This window comes from Syntrophomonas palmitatica JCM 14374 (assembly GCF_001311885.1).
Classification (GTDB): domain Bacteria; phylum Bacillota; class Syntrophomonadia; order Syntrophomonadales; family Syntrophomonadaceae; genus Syntrophomonas_A; species Syntrophomonas_A palmitatica.
This window is the reverse complement of the sequence record NZ_BBCE01000015.1, coordinates 1-18,971: the sequence shown is the minus strand read 5'-3', so window position 1 is coordinate 18,971 and position 18,971 is coordinate 1. Positions and strand designations below refer to the sequence as shown.

At 43.9% G+C, this 18,971-nt stretch carries 9 protein-coding genes and 5 pseudogenes; 13 read left to right on the top strand and 1 reads right to left on the bottom strand.

The genetic code is table 11. The annotated features are described in order from the left end of the window. Window positions 1–29 precede the first annotated feature (29 nt). The 12 genes and pseudogenes from JCM14374_RS09330 to JCM14374_RS09270 all read left to right on the top strand — a co-directional run bounded on the left by JCM14374_RS09330 (window position 30) and on the right by JCM14374_RS09270 (window position 17,624). Window positions 30–1,111: pseudogene (locus tag JCM14374_RS09330) on the top strand (carbamoyl phosphate synthase small subunit). Next, a pseudogene (carB, locus tag JCM14374_RS09325) lies at window positions 1,108–5,149 on the top strand (carbamoyl-phosphate synthase large subunit). Before JCM14374_RS09330 ends, carB begins: the two co-directional pseudogenes overlap by 4 nt. Window positions 5,150–5,380: 231 nt before the next feature. Next, on the top strand, window positions 5,381–5,719 hold the full coding sequence (locus JCM14374_RS09315; protein WP_054696447.1) for a P-II family nitrogen regulator: 339 nt from the start codon (window positions 5,381–5,383) through the stop codon (window positions 5,717–5,719). A 158-nt stretch (window positions 5,720–5,877) separates the two neighbouring features. Beyond that, a pseudogene (locus JCM14374_RS09310) lies at window positions 5,878–7,214 on the top strand (ammonium transporter). 145 nt (window positions 7,215–7,359) lie between these two features. After that, window positions 7,360–9,198 (top strand): asparagine synthase (glutamine-hydrolyzing), encoded by a 1,839-nt coding sequence (asnB, locus tag JCM14374_RS09305; RefSeq protein WP_054696444.1) that lies wholly within the window; start codon window positions 7,360–7,362, stop codon window positions 9,196–9,198. Between the two features lie 36 nt (window positions 9,199–9,234). Next, a pseudogene (locus JCM14374_RS09300) lies at window positions 9,235–11,168 on the top strand (NAD(+) synthase). A 172-nt stretch (window positions 11,169–11,340) separates the two neighbouring features. Next, a pseudogene (locus tag JCM14374_RS09295) lies at window positions 11,341–12,041 on the top strand (response regulator transcription factor). 18 nt (window positions 12,042–12,059) lie between these two features. After that, complete coding sequence (locus tag JCM14374_RS09290) at window positions 12,060–14,108, top strand: sensor histidine kinase (RefSeq protein ID WP_157049062.1); 2,049 nt, start codon at window positions 12,060–12,062, stop codon at window positions 14,106–14,108. A 130-nt stretch (window positions 14,109–14,238) separates the two neighbouring features. Then, window positions 14,239–15,234, top strand: a complete 996-nt coding sequence (locus tag JCM14374_RS09285) for a biotin--[acetyl-CoA-carboxylase] ligase (protein WP_054696437.1) — start codon at window positions 14,239–14,241, stop codon at window positions 15,232–15,234. 194 nt (window positions 15,235–15,428) lie between these two features. After that, window positions 15,429–15,983, top strand: coding sequence for a biotin transporter BioY (locus JCM14374_RS09280; RefSeq protein ID WP_054696433.1), 555 nt, complete (start codon window positions 15,429–15,431; stop codon window positions 15,981–15,983). Further along, window positions 15,980–16,834: an energy-coupling factor transporter ATPase gene (locus JCM14374_RS09275; protein WP_054696429.1), complete on the top strand. Its 855-nt coding sequence runs from the start codon at window positions 15,980–15,982 to the stop codon at window positions 16,832–16,834. Before JCM14374_RS09280 ends, JCM14374_RS09275 begins: the two co-directional genes overlap by 4 nt. A 13-nt stretch (window positions 16,835–16,847) precedes the next feature. Beyond that, entirely contained in the window at window positions 16,848–17,624 is a 777-nt protein-coding gene (locus JCM14374_RS09270; protein WP_054696426.1) for an energy-coupling factor transporter transmembrane component T family protein, read from the top strand. Between the two features lie 16 nt (window positions 17,625–17,640). On the opposite strand, the gene JCM14374_RS09265 is transcribed toward JCM14374_RS09270, so the two are convergent. Beyond that, window positions 17,641–18,531 (bottom strand): LysR family transcriptional regulator, encoded by an 891-nt coding sequence (locus JCM14374_RS09265; RefSeq protein WP_054696423.1) that lies wholly within the window; start codon window positions 18,529–18,531, stop codon window positions 17,641–17,643. Between the two features lie 118 nt (window positions 18,532–18,649). Here JCM14374_RS09265 and JCM14374_RS09260 point away from each other — a divergent pair. After that, window positions 18,650–18,971 (top strand): AMP-binding protein (locus JCM14374_RS09260; protein ID WP_157049061.1); only part of this gene is annotated, 322 nt, incomplete at its 3' end.

Below are 18,971 nucleotides of genomic sequence, written 5' to 3'. Positions count from 1 at the left end.
GATCGTTAAACGAGAAGGAGTCGTCAGGGATGAGCCAAAACAGTTTTATAGTTCTGGAAAACGGTCAGATATTTACAGGTAAGCCATTTGGAGCAGAAGGGGAGGCACTGGGAGAGATTGTCTTTACAACCGGAATGACCGGGTATTTGGAAACATTGACTGACCCCAGCTATTATGGACAGATTGTAGTGCAAACCTTTCCTCTGATTGGAAACTACGGCATCATTCCCTCAGATTTTGAAAGCCCTTCACCCAAAATTAAAGCCTATATTGTGCGGGAGTGGTGTCAAGTCCCCTCTAATTTTCGCAGTGATGGTGAACTTGACACCTTCCTAAAGCTTCATAATATCGTTGGCGTTTATGGAATTGACACCCGGGAGCTAACCAAGGTTATCCGGGAGGTTGGGGTTATGAATGCTAAAATTACTAACAGCCTTGATAAACTTGATGAAATAATGATTGAAATAAAAAACTACCGGATAATTAATGCTGTTGAGGCTATGAGTACTAACGAAATTTCAGTTTACAAAGGCGATCCCGGCGGATTCAGAGTAGTGCTGTGGGATTTTGGCGCCAAGGAAAATATCCGCCGCGAGCTGGCGAAACGGGGATGTGAAGTAATTGTTATCCCTGCGCGCACCAGTGCCGATGATATTATAAAATTAAAACCGGATGGAATTATGCTTTCTAACGGGCCTGGCGATCCAGCGGATAATGTAGAAATAATCGAACAGATGGCCAGATTGTGTACATCAGGAATACCTATTTTTGGCATTTGCTGGGTCATCAGCTGTTGGCTTTATCACAGGGAGCACAAACCGCTAAACTTAAATACGGACATCGTGGCGCCAACCAGCCTGTTAAATACATTAAAACCGGCAGTATATATATAACCAGCCAGAATCATGGCTATGCGGTTGTGTCAGATACCCTTCCTGATATAGCCACTATAAGTTTTGCCAATGTTAATGACGGTACCTGTGAAGGTATCGAATATCTCAATATGCCCGCTTTTTCAACCCAGTTTCACCCCGAGGCCTCAGCAGGTCCTAAAGATACCAGCTTTTTGTTCGATCAATTTATTGATCTTATGAAGGAGTGCTCAAAATGACGCTAAATCAAGAAATCAAAAAAGTGCTGGTAATTGGCTCAGGGCCTATTGTAATAGGCCAGGCGGCTGAATTTGACTATGCCGGGACTCAAGCCTGCCGGGCCTTAAAAGAAGAAGGCCTCGAAGTAGTTTTAGTGAATTCTAATCCCGCTACGATTATGACCGACAAGGTTATGGCCGACCATATCTACATCGAACCTTTAACATTGGACACCATTAAAAGGATAATTATTAAGGAACGCCCGGACAGCATTCTGTCTACCCTTGGCGGACAAACCGGCCTGACCTTATCCATGCAGTTAGCCAAAGAAGGTTTTCTGGAACAGCATGGGGTAAGGTTACTGGGCGCAAATCCTTCTACCATTGACAAAGCCGAAGACAGGCAGATGTTCAAGGATACCATGATGTCTATTGGCGAACCGGTTGTTCCGTCTCTGGTAGTGAACGATATCCCCTCAGCCCTGGCATTTGCCGAAGAGATTTCATATCCCGTAATTGTTCGCCCCGCCTTTACCCTGGGAGGAACAGGCGGGGGTATTGCCCATAACGAAAAGGAACTGCGGGAAACCGCCGCCCAGGGACTGAGGATTTCACCCATTAACCAGATCCTTGTAGAACAATGTATTGCAGGATGGAAAGAGATAGAATTTGAAGTGATGCGGGACCGTTTGGGCAATGCCATAACCGTCTGCAGCATGGAAAACTTTGATCCTGTAGGCGTGCATACCGGCGATAGCATCGTTATCGCCCCCGCAGTAACCCTTGCGGATAAAGAATATCAGATGCTGCGTTCGGCAGCCTTAAATATTATTAACGCACTGGAAGTGGAAGGCGGCTGCAACTGTCAGTTTGCTTTACATCCAGATAGTTTTGCATATGCTGTAATTGAAGTTAACCCCAGAGTCTCTCGTTCCTCGGCTCTGGCTTCCAAAGCTACCGGATATCCGATTGCCAAGGTAGCAGCCAAAATAGCGGTGGGATACACGCTGGATGAGATTAAAAACGCTGTAACCGGAAAGACCTATGCCTGTTTTGAACCGGCCCTGGATTATGTAGTTGTCAAACTGCCCAAGTGGCCTTTTGATAAATTTGTTTACGCCAAGCGCACCCTTGGTACGCAAATGAAGGCCACCGGTGAGGTAATGGCCATCGGAACGAGCTTTGAACAGGCTATTATGAAAGCTGTAAGGGGAGCGGAGATTTCTCTTAATAGTCTTAACCTGCCCAAACTTAAGGAACTCAATAATGAACAGATTAAAGCATTGCTGGCTAATTGTGATGATGAAAGGCTTTTCGTAATTTTTGAAGCCCTGCACAGAGGTATTGCAGTTGATGATATTCACAAATTGACCGCGGTTGATCCTTGGTTTCTGCATAAACTGGCTAACCTGGCGTCACTGGAACGAAATCTGGCTGTTGGCCCCCTGACACAAGAATTGTATCATAATGCCAAAAAACTCGGCTATCCAGATATAGTCATCGCACAGATTTCCGGTGACAGTATTAAGCGGCCCCTGCATGCCGTTTATAAAATGGTGGATACCTGCGCGGCTGAATTTGAGGCTGAGACACCATATTTTTATTCTACCTATGATGAGGTCAATGAAGCTGAACAATTCATTCGATCAAGAAATACCGGCAATAAAACTATTATAGTTTTGGGGTCCGGACCTATACGTATCGGTCAGGGCATAGAGTTTGATTACGCGTCTGTGCATTGTGTATGGGCGCTGCAAAAAGCAGGTTATGACGTTGTTATCATCAACAACAACCCGGAAACTGTATCTACAGATTTTGATACCGCTGATCGCCTGTATTTTGAACCTCTTACTAATGAAGATGTTATGAATGTTATTCATACCGAACAGCCTTACGGCGTAGTGGTTTCATTCGGAGGACAGACGGCAATCAAGTTAACCAGATTTCTGGAAGCCCAGGGGGTTAAAATACTGGGCACACCAGCAGATAGCATAGACGCTGCCGAGGATAGAGAGCGTTTTGATGGTTTGCTGGAAAGCTTGTCCCTCAAACGTCCCCAGGGATATACGGTAATGAACACCCCTGAAGCTCTGCATGCTGCCAACAAGCTTGAATATCCGGTGCTGATGCGGCCTTCTTATGTTCTGGGCGGGCAAAATATGATAATTGCCTTCAATGATGATGACATAAAAGAATATATGGACATTATTTTATCTTATAATATTGAAAATCCGGTCCTGATTGATAAATATTTGATGGGCATAGAAGTTGAAGTAGATGCCATCTGTGATGGCGAAGATATCCTCATCCCTGGCATCATGGAACATATTGAGCGGGCCGGTATCCACTCCGGCGATTCTATCGCCGTATATCCTGCCTTCAACCTGAGCGGGGAAATAATTGAACAGGTGATATCCTATTCTAAAAAAATAGCTCTGGCTCTGAATACCCAGGGACTGATAAATATTCAGTATCTCATTCATGCAGGAGAAATATATGTAATCGAAGTAAATCCTCGTTCCTCGCGAACAATACCCTATATCAGCAAGGTTACCGGAGTGCCGATGGTTGAACTGGCCTCCAGAGCATGCTGGGCGAAAAATTAAAAGACATGGGCTATGGTACGGGGCTGTATAAGACGCTCCATATATCGCCGTCAAAGTACCGGTATTTTCGTTCGAAAAATTGATAGATGTGGATGTGCATCTGGGGCCAGAGATGAAATCCACCGGTGAAGTTCTGGGTATTGGCAAGACTTTAGCTGAAGCTCTGTATAAGGGACTGGCCGCGGCCGGTTACAAGATGGTGAAACAAGGCGGAGTCCTTATTACTGTAAGGGATAGTGATAAAGCCGAAATTGTTGATATCGCTAAAAAATATGCTGAGTTAGGTTTCACCTTGTATGCTACTCGCGGAACAGCCAAGTTATTAGAACAAGCTGGTTTGCAGGTAATCACGGTCAAGAAGATACATGAAGCGGATAACGATAATATCCAGACACTTTTGGAGAGCGGCACATTCAATTATATTATTTCCACATCCTCCAAGGGGCGGCTGCCCAGCCGGGACAGCGTAAAAATCCGGCGTTTGGCAGTGGAACGTGCCATTCCTTGTCTAACCTCGTTGGATACGGCAAATGCCCTGGCCAACAGCCTAAAAAGCCGTTATTCCCAGAGCAATACAGAGTTGGTAGATATCAATAACCTGCGCAGTGAACGGCTGCAGCTTAACTTTAGCAAAATGCAGTCCTGCGGCAATGATTACATTTATTTCAACTGTTTTCATCAGAATGTAATCAGCCCGGAATCCTTGAGTGTATATTTATCTGATAGGCATTATGGAATCGGTTGTGATGGAATGGTGTTGATCTGCCCTTCAGATAAGGCAGATGCCAGAATGGAGATGTTCAATGTGGATGGCAGCGAAAGCAAAATCAGCGGCAATGCCCTTGTTTGCATCGGAGCTTACCTGTACGACCATAAAATCGCTGTCAAAGACGAGATTTGCATAGAAACCCTCAGCGGGATAAAAAAACTGAAACTTTATGTGCAGAATGACAGGGTAAATTCAGTCTGTGTGGATATGGGTCCGGCCCGGCTTAAGCCCGAAGAGATTCCTGTACGGCTGCCAGGTGAGGTAATTATTAATAAACCCGTCACAATCGCCGGGCGGGATTATCGTATAACCTGCGTGTCCATGGGAAACCCGCATTGTGTTCTCTTCACCGAGAGTCTGGAAAACATAGATTTGAATGAAATTGGCTCGGCTTTTGAATATGCAGATCTGTTTCCAGAAAGAGTGAATTTGGAATTCGTAACGGTTATTGATCCGAATACTATAAAAATGCGGGTTTGGGAACGCGGAAACGGTGAAACTTTATCAGCCGGAACCAGCGCCTGTGCTGCTGTGGTTGCCGCGGTTCTTAACGGCTATTGCAATAAAAATCAACATATAGTGGTTAAACTCAAAGGCGGCAGCCTGATAGTTAAATATACTGAGGATACAGTTTTTATGACCGGAAAACCAGAGATGGTTTTTACAGGAACAGTGGGAATATAATAATCCAGTTCATTAACAACCGCTTGATGAGGTATACAATATAATCTGGCTCAATCTATTTACGAATAATATGTGTCTTGTTATACTTGCATTGTAAAGTTATATATGGGCAGAAAATAAACGAAGGAGTTTATTGCTTTCTGTGGCCAGGAAAGCGGTAAACTCCTTTTTTGTTTTTTGCCAATAACTTTTAATCATCTTCCTTATTCGAAAAAGAAGGAGGTAGTTGGAGTGAAAAAAATTGAGGCAATTATCAGGCCTACTAAACTAGAAGAGGTTAAATCAGCTCTGGATAAGATCGGTATCCGAGGAATGACTATTTATGATGTCAAAGGACGAGGATTGCAAACAGCCGAAAAACATTATTATCGAGGGCAGGAACATTCGGTTGATTTGTTTCCCAAAGTTAAACTGGAAATTGTTTGCCAGGATGAATCGGTTGAGAATGTAATATCGCAAATTCTCAACATTTGTAAAACCGGTAAAAAAGGGGACGGCAAAATTTTTGTCTATCCAGTGGAAAGGATTATTCGTATCAGTACCCGCGAAGAAGGCGGAGCAGCATTATAGAAAAAACAATAACTCTATATAAGCAATGGCGCTTATTAAAAGGGATACATCCCTAAACGTAAGCGTTTTTTTATTCTTTTGATTTTTACACATTTAGATGTTGCGATAACTTGAATTCCTTACAAAAATCCATATAGAAATGAGGGGATAAAATGACAATAAAATGCAAATGGATGGTGTTGCTAATATTGTTGACGGTATCAATATTGGGGCTTCCTGTTACAGCCGCAGCAGCGGATGCGCCCGCTATTGATACCGGGGATACAGCCTTTATTATTATCTGTACAGCCCTGGTGATGATTATGACACCCGGATTAGCGCTTTTTTATGGGGGAATGGTTCGAAAAAAGAATGTACTGAGCATAATTATGCAGTGTTTCACCGCCATGGCCCTGGTATCAGCGCAATGGGTGATAATTGGTTATACCCTGGGATTTGGACCTGATATCCATCACTTTATCGGAGGTCTGCAGTGGCTGGGGATGAGAGGAATAACCGGAGATCCTAACCCTGCTTATGCAGCGACTATTCCTCATCACGTATTTGTTCTGTTTCAGTTAATGTTTGCAATTATAACGGTTGCTTTAATTTCGGGAGCCTTTGCGGAAAGACTGCGTTTTCCGATTTTTGTAGCCTTTGTGCTTTTATGGACTACTCTGGTATATGACCCGCTGGCTCACTGGGTTTGGGGTGCAGACGGCTGGCTGCGCAATCTGGGAGCGTTAGATTTTGCCGGTGGCACGGTAGTTCATATCAGCTCTGGTATTTCCGGGTTAGTCGCCTGTTTAATCCTTGGTAAACGGCATGCAGCCAAGACTGAGCCTATGACGCCGCATAATCTGCCTTTCACTATGCTGGGAGCAGGTCTTCTATGGTTTGGATGGTTCGGTTTTAATGCCGGCAGCGCTCTGGGAGCTAATGGATTGGCTGGCCACGCTTTCCTGGTAACCAATACCTGTGCTGCAGCGGGGGCTATAAGTTGGGCAGCAGCGGAGTGGATACATCATGCAAACCAACTTCTCTGGGGGTTGCCAGTGGTGTAGTCGCAGGTCTGGTGGCCATAACACCGGCGGCAGGGTTTGTAAGCCCAGTTAGCTCACTTTTAATGGGACTTATTGTAGGACCGTTATGTTATTTTGCGGTAAGTAAAATGAAATTCAAGCTGGGATATGACGATTCTCTCGATGCATTTGGCATTCACGGGGTGGGCGGAATATTCGGAGCTCTAGCTACCGGGGTATTCTCATCTGCCGGAATTAACCCCGCAGGATATGATGGATTATTATACGGCAATCCCCACCAGCTATTAGTGCAGCTGATCGCGGTCGCGGCTACCATTGCTTTCGCATCCCTGGCTACATTTATTATACTTAAAGTTTTAAGCTGGTTTGCACCCCTGCGGGTATCGGAAGAAGAGGAAGAAACTGGTTTAGACATTACCCAGCATGGGGAAGACGCATATTACTATGGGGAAATGAGTTCACTGCAGATATAATTCTGCCCAAGCCAAACAAAAATATACTTGTAAACAAATAAGCCCTCCCGCCATATAATAACACTGGTGATGATTTGAGCAAAGGCGCTCTGATAATGGCCGCAAGGCTTTATCAGAGCGCCTTTTATTGGGAGGGCAATAATAAATGTGCGGAATTGTTGGCTGGGTTGGTTTTAAGGATCGATCTGAAGATGTTATGGAAATAATTAAAAACATGGCAGATCAGCTTGTTCACCGAGGCCCGGATGCTGAAGGCTTTTGGTTCAGTGAACAGGCTGCTCTGGGACACCGCCGCCTGGTAGTGGTTGATCCAGAGGGCGGCAAACAACCCATGGTTTCTGCAAATGGTAATTATAAATATACCCTGGTTTATAACGGCGAATTATATAATACCGAAGATATCCGGCAGGTATTGACCGGCAAAGGCTATAATTTCGAGGGCTGGTCTGACACCGAGGTGCTTCTCAAAGCCTATATCGAATGGGGGGAAAAATGCGTTTATAAGCTGAACGGTATTTTTGCCTTTGCTATCTGGGATGATGATAGAAAACGGCTGTTTTTGGCCAGAGACCGTTTAGGGGTTAAGCCTTTATTTTACTGGCAAAAAGGCGGTTCATTCCTCTTTGCTTCCGAGATAAAGGCAATCCTTTCACATCCGCTGGTATCTGCCAGGGTCAACCAGGAAGGCTTGGCGGAAATATTTGCTTTAGGACCCGCCCGCACACCTGGACATGGAGTTTTTTCAGGAATACATGAATTAAAACCCGGTAACTATATGCATGTTGACCAAAAAGGAATAAGATCCCGGCAATATTGGTCTCTGAACAGTCATACTCATGAAGACAGTTTTGAACAGACCGTAGATACAGTTAAAGAATTAGTTTTTGATGCAATAAAACGCCAGTTAATATCAGATGTACCGTTATGTGCACTGTTGTCTGGAGGGCTGGATTCCAGCGCTATTACCGCGGTGGCATCAGAGGTATATAGAAATGAAAATCAGGAAGCTATAAAAACCTTTTCCGTTGATTATGTTGGTAACGACCAGTATTTCAAAGCCGGCAGATTTCAGCCTCATGCTGACGCCCCCTGGGTTAACAAGGTATCAGAATATCTGGGAACCAGGCACGCTTCCTATTTAATTGATACACCCGAACTGGTCGAATCTCTCTTTCCCGCTGTAATTGCCCGCGATTTGCCGGGTATGACAGATATAGATTCATCCCTGTGGTTATTCAGCCGTTGGATTAAAAATCAAGCAACTGTCGGTATCTCAGGGGAATGTGCGGATGAGGTTTTTGGAGGATATCCGTGGTTTTATAATACATCTGCAAAGAATTTGTTTCCCTGGTCTCAACGCCTGGATATACGCACGAAATTATATTCAAAAGATCTGATCCGCTTGATTAAAGCAGAGGAGTATGTAACCCAAAGATATCGAGAAGCTATTGAAGAGACGCCTCGCCTGGCAGAGGATGAACCCATAGATGCGCAAATGCGGGAATTGTTTTATTTGAATTTAACGCGATGGATGCCTACTCTGTTAGACCGGAAAGACCGGATGAGTATGGCAGCAGGGTTAGAACTGCGTGTGCCTTTTTGTGATCACAGGCTGGTGGAATATGTATGGAACGTGCCCTGGACGATGAAAAATTATAATAACCGGGAAAAGGGGCTGTTAAGGCTGGCCTTAAAGGGCATACTTCCTGAAGATGTACTGTGGAGGGAAAAAAGCCCTTACCCTAAAACACATAACCCTTCTTTTATTGCAGCGGTCAGGGGGCTGATTTTATCTATACTTGATGATCCCACTTCGCCTATATTGCCTTTAATTAATTCAGAAACAGTACGTGACCTGGCCCTTTCAGTTAGGAGGGATACCGATATACCCTGGTTTGGCCAGCTTATGAATGCGCCTCAATTATTAGCGTACCTGGTGCAAATTGATTTCTGGTTGAAAGAATACCGAATCACCATCGTTTAAAATAAATATCTTCAATGGAGAGGGAGAGAATATTTTGTGCCGTCCTTAAAAGAACTTGGTTTTATCCGGGCAGGAGCAGCCGTACCAAAGCTGGAAATAGCAAATCCGACGTTTAATCGCCAACAAATAATAAATTTCATCGTCAAAGCCAGTTCCGAACAGGTTCAAGTCCTATTATTCCCTGAACTGAGTATGACCGGTTACAGTAATGGAGACCTTTTTAATCAGCCATTGCTGCTGCAGGCAGGGGAAAAGGAACTATCATATTTGCTGCAGGAAACCAAAGAGCTTGATATGGTAATCATAGTAGGAATGCCGATACCGGCAGACAATCAATTATTCAATTGTGCTGTCGTATTTTCACATGGCCGGATTTTAGGAGTCGTTCCCAAAACCTTTATTCCCAACTATAACGAATTTTACGAAAAACGATGGTTTGCTTCATCAATAAACCGCATATCTGAGGGAATAAGCCTTTGCGGACAGTCGGTACCCTTTAACGAATGGCTGTTGTTTAAAGATGCAGGCTCTGAGCTGGTAATAGGAATAGAAATCTGTGAAGATCTGTGGGCGCCTATCCCTCCCAGTTCTTATCACGCCCAATACGGTGCCAACATGATTTTGAACCTGTCCGCCAGCAATGAAAGTGTCGGTAAGACAGAATACCGCAGGAACCTGGTTAAGGGACAGTCAGCCAGGTGTATGGCAGCTTACCTGTATGCCTCGGCCGGACCCGGTGAATCTACCACTGATGTTGTTTTTGGCGGACATGCTATGATCGCTGAAAATGGCATTTTGCTTCAGGAAGACTGGATGAATTTTGATGGTACCCTGCTGATTGAAGATATTGACATTGAGAAGTTAATGAATGACCGCAGAAAATTTAATTCATTTATGGGCAGGGTAGATGAACACAAATATAATGTTGTGTATTTTCAATTAAATAACACAGTAAACGGTCTTCGCCGCCGAGTCGACCCGCAGCCATTTGTACCTTTTAATAAGCGAAATAGAAGTAAACGATGCTCAGACATATTTAATATTCAAGCCGCCGGATTGGCCCAGCGCTTGGAAAAAACGGGCATTAATAAAGCAGTATTGGGAATTTCCGGAGGGCTTGACTCGACCTTAGCCCTGCTGGTATCCTGTCAGGCCTATAATCAGCTGAAACGACCTTTAGAAAATATTATCGGCGTATCTATGCCCGGGTTTGGAACATCTATTCGTACCTATAACAATTCTATAGCCTCATGCGGGAGATGGGAATAACAGTTAAAGAAATATCTATTCAAAACGCCTGCCTGCAGCATATGCAGGACATCAATCATAACCCCCTTGAACACGATTCAACCTATGAAAACATTCAGTCCAGAGAGAGAACCCAGATTTTAATGAACATAGCCAACCAGGAAGGGGGACTGGTAGTAGGAACCGGAGATTTATCAGAATCAGCCCTGGGATGGTGCACCTACAATGGTGATCATATGAGTATGTACGCTGTTAATGCAGGTGTTCCTAAAACCCTGGTTAAATACCTGGTAGCCTGGGTTGCCGAATCAGCTGAACCCCATATTAAAAAAGTGCTGGAGGACATTCTTAATACTCCGATTAGTCCGGAACTGCTTCCGCTCGATGAGAAGGGAAACATCAAACAAATAACTGAAGAGATTTTAGGTTCATATGATCTGCATGATTTCTTTCTCTATTATTTTCTTCGCCATGGATTTAGTCCGGCCAAAATTATCTGTCTGGCCGAGATCGCCTTTCAGGATATTGACAGGCAGGTGCTTATTGACAGCCTGGAGGTGTTTTATAAACGCTTTTTTACCCAGCAATTTAAGCGTTCTTGTATGCCAGACGGAGTCAAGGTAGGTTCGGTCAGCCTTTCCCCCCGAGGCGATTGGCGCATGGTCAGTGACGCCAGTTATAAAATTTGGTTGAATGAAATAGAAAAGCTGCGCAGACATTAAAAAGTTCCCCGCCCTAGTTGCCAAAATTATATAATTGAAGAAATAGAGCAGGGCTTATCCTGATACTGTTAAAATGTAAGGAATATTTAAGAATTCCAGCCGGTTTTTCTTAAGTTGTTAAACCTAATGTAAATTCAATAGCAGTAGTTTATATATAAACGGAGTGTTATTGATGGAAAAACAGCGAATACTGGTGGTCGATGACGACCGGGAAATAGTGAAGGCAATTGCCATCAACCTGCAGAATGAAGGCTATGAGGTTTTGCAGGCCTACGATGGGCTGCAGGCCCTGGATATGATTCAAAGCCAGCGTATCCATCTTATCATCTTGGATGTAATGATGCCAAAACTGGATGGTTTATCTACACCTTTAAGATACGGGAAGAGAAGAACATACCTATTATTATTATATCTGCCAAGTCGGAAGATACGGACAAAATCCTGGGACTATCCATTGGTGCAGATGATTATGTAACCAAACCATTTAACAACCTGGAGTTATTGGCCAGGGTAAAATCTCAGCTGCGGCGTTACTTGGATTTAGGGGATGTACATGGACAGGTAAACGCAAATGTTCTCCAGTCCGGCGGGTTATGTTACAGCTTGGATAGTCATATTTTGACCGTGGATGGCGAACCGGTTAAGCTCACCGCTACGGAAACCAGGATCGTTGAACTCTTAATGCGAAACCTGGGACGCATTTTCCCGGCCGAAGAGATTTATGAGCGGGTGTGGGAATCCCCAGCTTATGGAGCGGAAAATACGGTTATGGTACACATTCGCCGTATTCGTGAAAAGATTGAAATAAACCCTCGTGAACCAAAATACTTGAAGGTGGTATGGGGTATTGGATACAAAATCGAAAAAATATAGACCTCTTACGGCCTGGGTGTGTTTTTTATAGGTTTGAATCTTATAGGCATCATTCTGTTTTCCTGCCGAGAGATTACCAGGTATTACAATATAGAGACACTAAAAACCATTTGTAACGGCGATTATAGAAACAGCTTCTTTTTTAAAGAAAGGACCTTTCATTATTTTGACGCACTTTTTTATCAAATATCTACCTATTCAAACCAGGACTTTAACCGAGAAGAAACCTACAGTAATACACCGGAAGACAGATTAGGGGACGAAGGACTTAACGTGAGGATTTTTGCCCATAATCCTGCCATGACTTTCGGCAATTTTTCTTTTACCAGCAGAGCAAACCAGGAAAAAGGGCCGTATCCCCAACCTGATAAACTACCTAATCTGCCGAAAGGGTATACATACTGCTGGTTCTATTATGAGGGCAGGCTGTGGATAATAGATAATGGCAAAGTAGTCGATATTGACCGTCTCGACAGCGGATATCAATCTCTTCTGCCCCAATTAAGTACATTCAATAATCCAGAGGATAAAGAAAATATGATAGTGCTGGCTGTTAAGGATCAGCTTGTAAAGAATCCCTATTCGCGTTCCATGTATTACTGGGAGCAGCGGCAGATTAAATATATCCGTTGGAGTTTTATGGCGGTAGCTGCATCGGCGTTATTATTTCTGGGTATAGCTTTTATCCTGCGCCGGAGTAAAAAAGAATTTGACCGCAAAATAGCCTCCTGGTCAGGAAACGTGTGGCTGGAGTTTAAAATATTGATATCTTTTGGATTGCTGTTCTTAATGTTTAACACCTCAATATCAGTCCAAAGGGCTGGTTATTATGATATAGCCAATATACTGGCTGATAATATCAATTACAATTTATTGAACGTAATCCTGGACAAAGGCGCTACAATTGCCTTTGTCCTCTTATGTTTGTGGGGGTTTTATGTTATAATTATTGATTTAATGATTAACCGCAGTGCCTTTTTCAAACACAACATGGTGAACTCTGCGCTTAAATGGTATGGAAAATACGAGAAGAATTATCCCTGGCAGCGGTCGATGATGATACGGGCCTATTCCCTGGCAGCGATAGAAGCTGTGCTGGCTTTGCTGGCGGTTTATCTGGCCTTTTTCGCCGATCATTACGGTATTAAGGAGGCACTCCTTCTGGCTGTGCTTATTACAGTAACCGGGATATACCTGATTTATCGATACCTGCGTCAATATAACCGCACCATTAACGATCTGGGCAAACTTATCGATCATATTGAACTTATAAGATCAGGTGATATGCAGAACAGGCTGGAGTTATCAGCTGTTTCGGATATGTATACCGCTGCTCAGAACCTCAACGCGCTGCAGGAAGGCATAAATACTGCCGTTGCCGAGAGAACGAAATCGGAACGCATGAAAGTCGAACTCATCACCAATGTATCACACGATCTCAAAACACCTCTAACATCCATAATCAGTTATGTGGATTTGCTGGGGAAAGAAGACAACCTGCCTGAAACCGTTCAGGATTATATAAAGATACTTAACCAAAAATCAGAACGTCTGAAAAACCTGATTCAAGACCTGTTTGACTTATCCAAAGCCAGCAGCGGCAATGTCGCCGTCGACATGGAACAGCTTGACCTGGCGCGCTTGATAAAACAAACCCTGGCTGATATGGACGAACGCATATGCGAATCCGGACTAACTTTCCGGCTCAGCATCCCTGACGAACCGGTTTATATCCATAGTGACGGGAAAAAACTATACCGGGTTTGGGAAAACCTTATCACCAATGCTCTGAAATATTCCCTGCCAGGGTCTCGGGTATTTGTAGATTTATCTGTGGAAGGCAATCAAGCCTGTGCCAGTATTAAAAATGTGGCCAGAAATGAAATGAATTTCGATGAAGAGGAAATCCTGCAGCGCTTCGTGAGAGGGGATAGTTCCAGAACCACCGAAGGCTCGGGATTAGGACTCTCCATCGCCCAGAGCTTTACCCAGATATGCGGCGGCAGATTTGCTGTTAAGATCGACGGTGACTTGTTCAAAGCGGAACTAACGTTTACTACGGTTTAATGTGGCAGCCCTGCCGCAGCTCAACCCGCTGGGAAGGTTTAAATCTGATTAAAACTAGAGAACCTAAATACCTAACGGTAGTGTCAGCTATAATATAATTATTGGATTAACAATTGGGACGGTGCTGTGGATGGATTTTCGCCCGAAGATTTTAGATGCCCTGAAAGAGAAGGAGGGTGCCTGGGTATCAGGAGAAGCCTTAAGTGACATCCTTAACGTGTCTCGGACCACTATTTGGAAACAGGTCAAACGGTTGCAAACCGAGGGTTATGGCATAGAGTCTTCCTCCAAAAAGGGATATCGATTAAGCGCATCCCCGGATCTCCTATCGCCCGATGAAGTCTTTCCAGGTCTGGAAACCAGGGTATTTGGCCGTCAACACTACATTTACTATCAGGAGATTGATTCTACCAATAACCTGGCTCGGGAACTGGCCTCGGAAGGGTATCCGGAAGGAACCGTGGTGGTGGCCGAAACTCAAACGGCAGGCCGGGGACGCAGGGGTCGGAACTGGTATTCGCCTGGCAGGCAAGGAATATATGTCTCAATAGTTTTGCGTCCGAAGCTTCCATTAATGGATATTTCACGGATTACACTGGTTTCTGCAGCAGCTGTAGCGGAAACGCTGGAAAAAGACTTGCAGTTGCAACCTAAAATTAAATGGCCCAACGATATATTGGTAAACAATAAAAAAATGGCCGGAATACTGGCAGAGGCTGTTACCGACATGGATAGCATCGAATTTATTGTAGTCGGAATCGGTCTGAATATAAACAATCAGGCCGGAGACTTTCCGAGTGATTTTAAAATGAATGCCACTTCAGCCCTGGCTGAAAACGGTCAACCTGCTTCCAGAGTCAAAACGCTTCAGGCTTTGTTGGCAAGATTTGAGGGTTACTATTTCCAATTAACAGAGGGTAATTTTGCGCCCACTCTGCAAAAGTGCAGAAATTTATCGTTGGTCCTCGGCCAGCAAGTGAGGTTAGATACGATAAACGGTTTTCTTAGCGGACAAGCCATCGGCATTGACGAAAACGGATTTCTTATGGTCCGCGACCACTCCGGCATTATTCATACCGTAATATCAGGCGAGATAACGGTCTTGCCCCCATCGACAGCCCCCTAAAATACTATTGTCAACTATTATAACGTAATTTTGTTGACAATAGTTTAATCAATTATCATAATGATTTTAGTCATTCCTGCGCAGGACACCTGGTTTGCTGTATGGCAATCCGGGACAATCAGTCATGTCAGGCTGCAAATGCCTAAGTCTCCATAACCCCTGGTATAATTCACCAAAATGAAAGAGGTGTAATAATGGTTAAAAGGTACAGTCCTTTGCGGCAAATGGTTTATGCATCTATGTTCGGTGCCCTGACGGCTGTTGGGGCCTTCATTGTGATCCCTCTGCAGCCGGTTCCAATTACGCTGCAAACCTTTTTTACCGGTCTGGCCGGCGTATTACTGGGTGGATATGCTGGTGCGCTGAGTCAGATCGTTTATGTACTGCTGGGAATAATCGGTTTGCCCGTTTTTGCAGGGGGGCAGGCTGGTCTGGGAACCCTGTTTGGTCCTACCGGGGGTTATTTGATCGGCTTTATAGCCGCTGCCTTTGTGATAGGAAAAATAGTTGAAGCCAGGCGTAAAGGCGGGCTGGTTTGGATAGCCCTGGCTCTGATAGTTGGAGATATGGTGATTTACACGCTGGGAATACTTCAGCTTTGTATAATAGCACATTTTTCACTGGCTAAAGCGCTGTTGGCGGGTGTGGTTCCTTTCTTATTAGGTGACCTGCTCAAACTACTGGCTGCGGTTCCGCTTGCTGTCATATTACGAAAATACTTTACCCTGCAAGGAGCTGAATCAAGATGATCAGGGTTAAAAACCTGACATTCTTATATGAAAAGAATCAAGAACCGGTACTAAAAGCTATCAATACCACCTTAAACGAGGGAGAGTATACAGCAATTATTGGCCCTAACGGATGCGGCAAAACCACACTTGTCAAGCATTTTAATGCCTTGCTGCCGCCTTTGGAGGGTGATGTGGAGGTAAACGGACTTAATACCCGCAGTAAGAAAAGCCTGCTGGAAATCAGACGCCAGGTGGGAATGATTTTTCAGAATCCAGATAACCAGATTATCGGGATGAGTGTAGAAGAAGATGTGGCTTTTGGTCCAGGCAACCTGGGCTTACCAGCCGCAGAGGTCAGGAAAAGGGTTGACCTGGCACTGGAAAAAGTCGGTTTAACCGGTTTTGAAACCCGTGCGCCTCACAGCCTTTCGGGTGGCGAAAAACAGCTTTTGGCCCTGGCAGGGCTTCTGTCCATGAATCCAAGTTATATTGTAGTTGACGAGCCCACCTCATCTCTGGACCCGGCAGGGAAAGAGAGTGTGCTGGCTCTATTGCTGCAACTGAAGAATCAAGGCATCGGTATAATACATGTCACGCACAATATGGAAGAAGCAGCTATTGCCGACCGCGTAATCGTAATGAACCAGGGTGAAATCGTTGCGGACGGAAGCCCCCGTAATATATTAAGCCGTGTAGATTGGCTGAAATCTTTGAACCTGGCTCCGCCGAAAATCACGGAATTGATATGGGAACTGAACCAGGCTGGCATAAAGTTAGAGACAAATATCTTTTCAATTAAAGAGGCTGCTGAAAAAATAGCCGCATTATCAGCGTCAGTGAAGGATTCTATCAATTGTAATATGCCTTAGAAGGGGATAGGGTATGAATAACCTGGGGCAATATGTTCCCCGGAAATCGCCGGTTCACCGCAGAGATCCAAGAGTAAAAATCATTGCGGTAATTATATTAAGCATCATTGTATTACGCATAAATATTTCTGGATTGTTATTGATTACAGGTTTGACCGTAATCATCTCCCAATTGGCACATATTCCCCTGGGGATCTTAATGCGAACGCTTAAACCAGCCATGCCGGTATTTTTCTTCTTGTTCATAATGTATATCTTATTTACCCCGGGATATCCTTTACCAGGGTTTGGGATTGGCTCGCTGCAGATCACTTATCAAGGTTTAAATCTTGGCCTTCTGCAGGTATGGCGTTTCCTATTGCTGGTTGCAGCCGCATCGATTCTTACTATGACTACCCAGCCATCCGAACTTACCATAGCAGTGGAACGGTTGCTGCGTCCAATTATTGGTTCTTCTTCTCATGATATAGCCATGATGGTTTCACTGGCTTTGAGGTTTATCCCGACGCTGCTCGATGAAATGAACAATATAAATGAAGCACGGAAAGCACGAGGCGATGATTTCAACCCTTACCGGATTAGGAAAAGGATAAGGGGTATTAAATCCCTGGCAGCGCCTTTGTTAATAAATGTCTTACGCCGTTGCGACGACCTAGTGGATGCTATGGAAGCCCGAGGCTACCAGCGGGGGAGCAGAACCTACCTGTATGAAATGGAATTAACCCTTCCGGACTATTGCATAATAGTCGTCTCATTTGCTGCGTTGATTGTCATATTAGTCTGGTTTTAAACAACAGAGTTTTGATTTAAGTCTCTTTTGCATTAGGGGAATAGTAATTAACCATAAAATCCATGAGTCGTTGGTGGTTGTTGGTTTTAAAGCGGCTTTTCTTCCAATTTAAACAAACATCAGCCAAATAATCAGTATCGGCCAATTTCTTACATTCTGTGATTAGATGCTGGTTATTGTAAACTACCCTTCCAGGTATCATAGCCATACCTACACCTTCATTGACATAGGATGGTGCCAGTGAAGAATCAGCGGTCTCGATGACGATGCGCGGGTATACACCTTTACTAGCGAAAACGAGATCCATATTGTCGCGCATACCATAACCGACAGGTGTTATTATGAAGTTTTCGTTATTAAGATCACTTACCAAAAGGGATTCTTTCATCTGGAGAGGATGATCCGAAGGCAGTAGCACAAAAGCGGTATCCTTAAAAAGGATCTGTGTCTCTATGTTCTCATGCTCGATTGGTGGTGTACATATAGCAAAGTCTGCCTCTTCCTCAAGCAGCGCTTCAATAATTCTTTCCCTGTGAGCAGATGACTGAAGCAGTATGAGATCAGGATTTTGTTTGCGAAAAGCACCCAGCAAACCTGGCATATAAAGACTTACATTAGTATAGAGAAAAAATGTTGTGTGCATAGTCCCCTTTAATTCATTCAACTCATCATGTGCGTTGGCAAGCGTCTCTAATACAGCTTTTGCATGCTTATAGTAACTCTTCCCGTACTGATTAAGCTTGATATTTCTGCCAACATGATCAAAAAGATCAACGCCAAGTTCCCCTTCAAGCTGTTTAATCTTTTTCGTCAAGTACGGCTGCGACACATCTATAATTTCAGCCGCAGCGGTCACATTCTCAGTTTCCGCAACAAGGCAAAAGTATTTAATATGCTTTAACTCCATGGACCTACCTCTATTTATTTATATCTTATTGGTTATGTTTATATATTTAATTATACATTTTTATAATATTTAATCATGCAGTATTTTAAACATATAGATAAAGTTAGGGGGTATTATTATGGACTTTATTGGCAAGAACCCAGGTAAAACAACGCTTATCAATAATGGAATAAGTTCTATCAGATGCAATGTACTGAAAAGACCAGAGAAAATAGCTCTGCGTATGGAGGGTTTCAGCGAAACCTATGCCGAAATGTGGCAGCGCTCTGTGAGGTTAGCTAACGCATTACTGGACCGCGGTTACAAAAAACCTGATGCAGTAGTAACTTATATGTCAAATACCTATCAATTTATAGAAATTATGTTAGCAACCCAGATGATAGGTTTGCCTACCACTTTTGGCAATTATCGCCTAACTCCTGGAGAAATTGTATACCAGG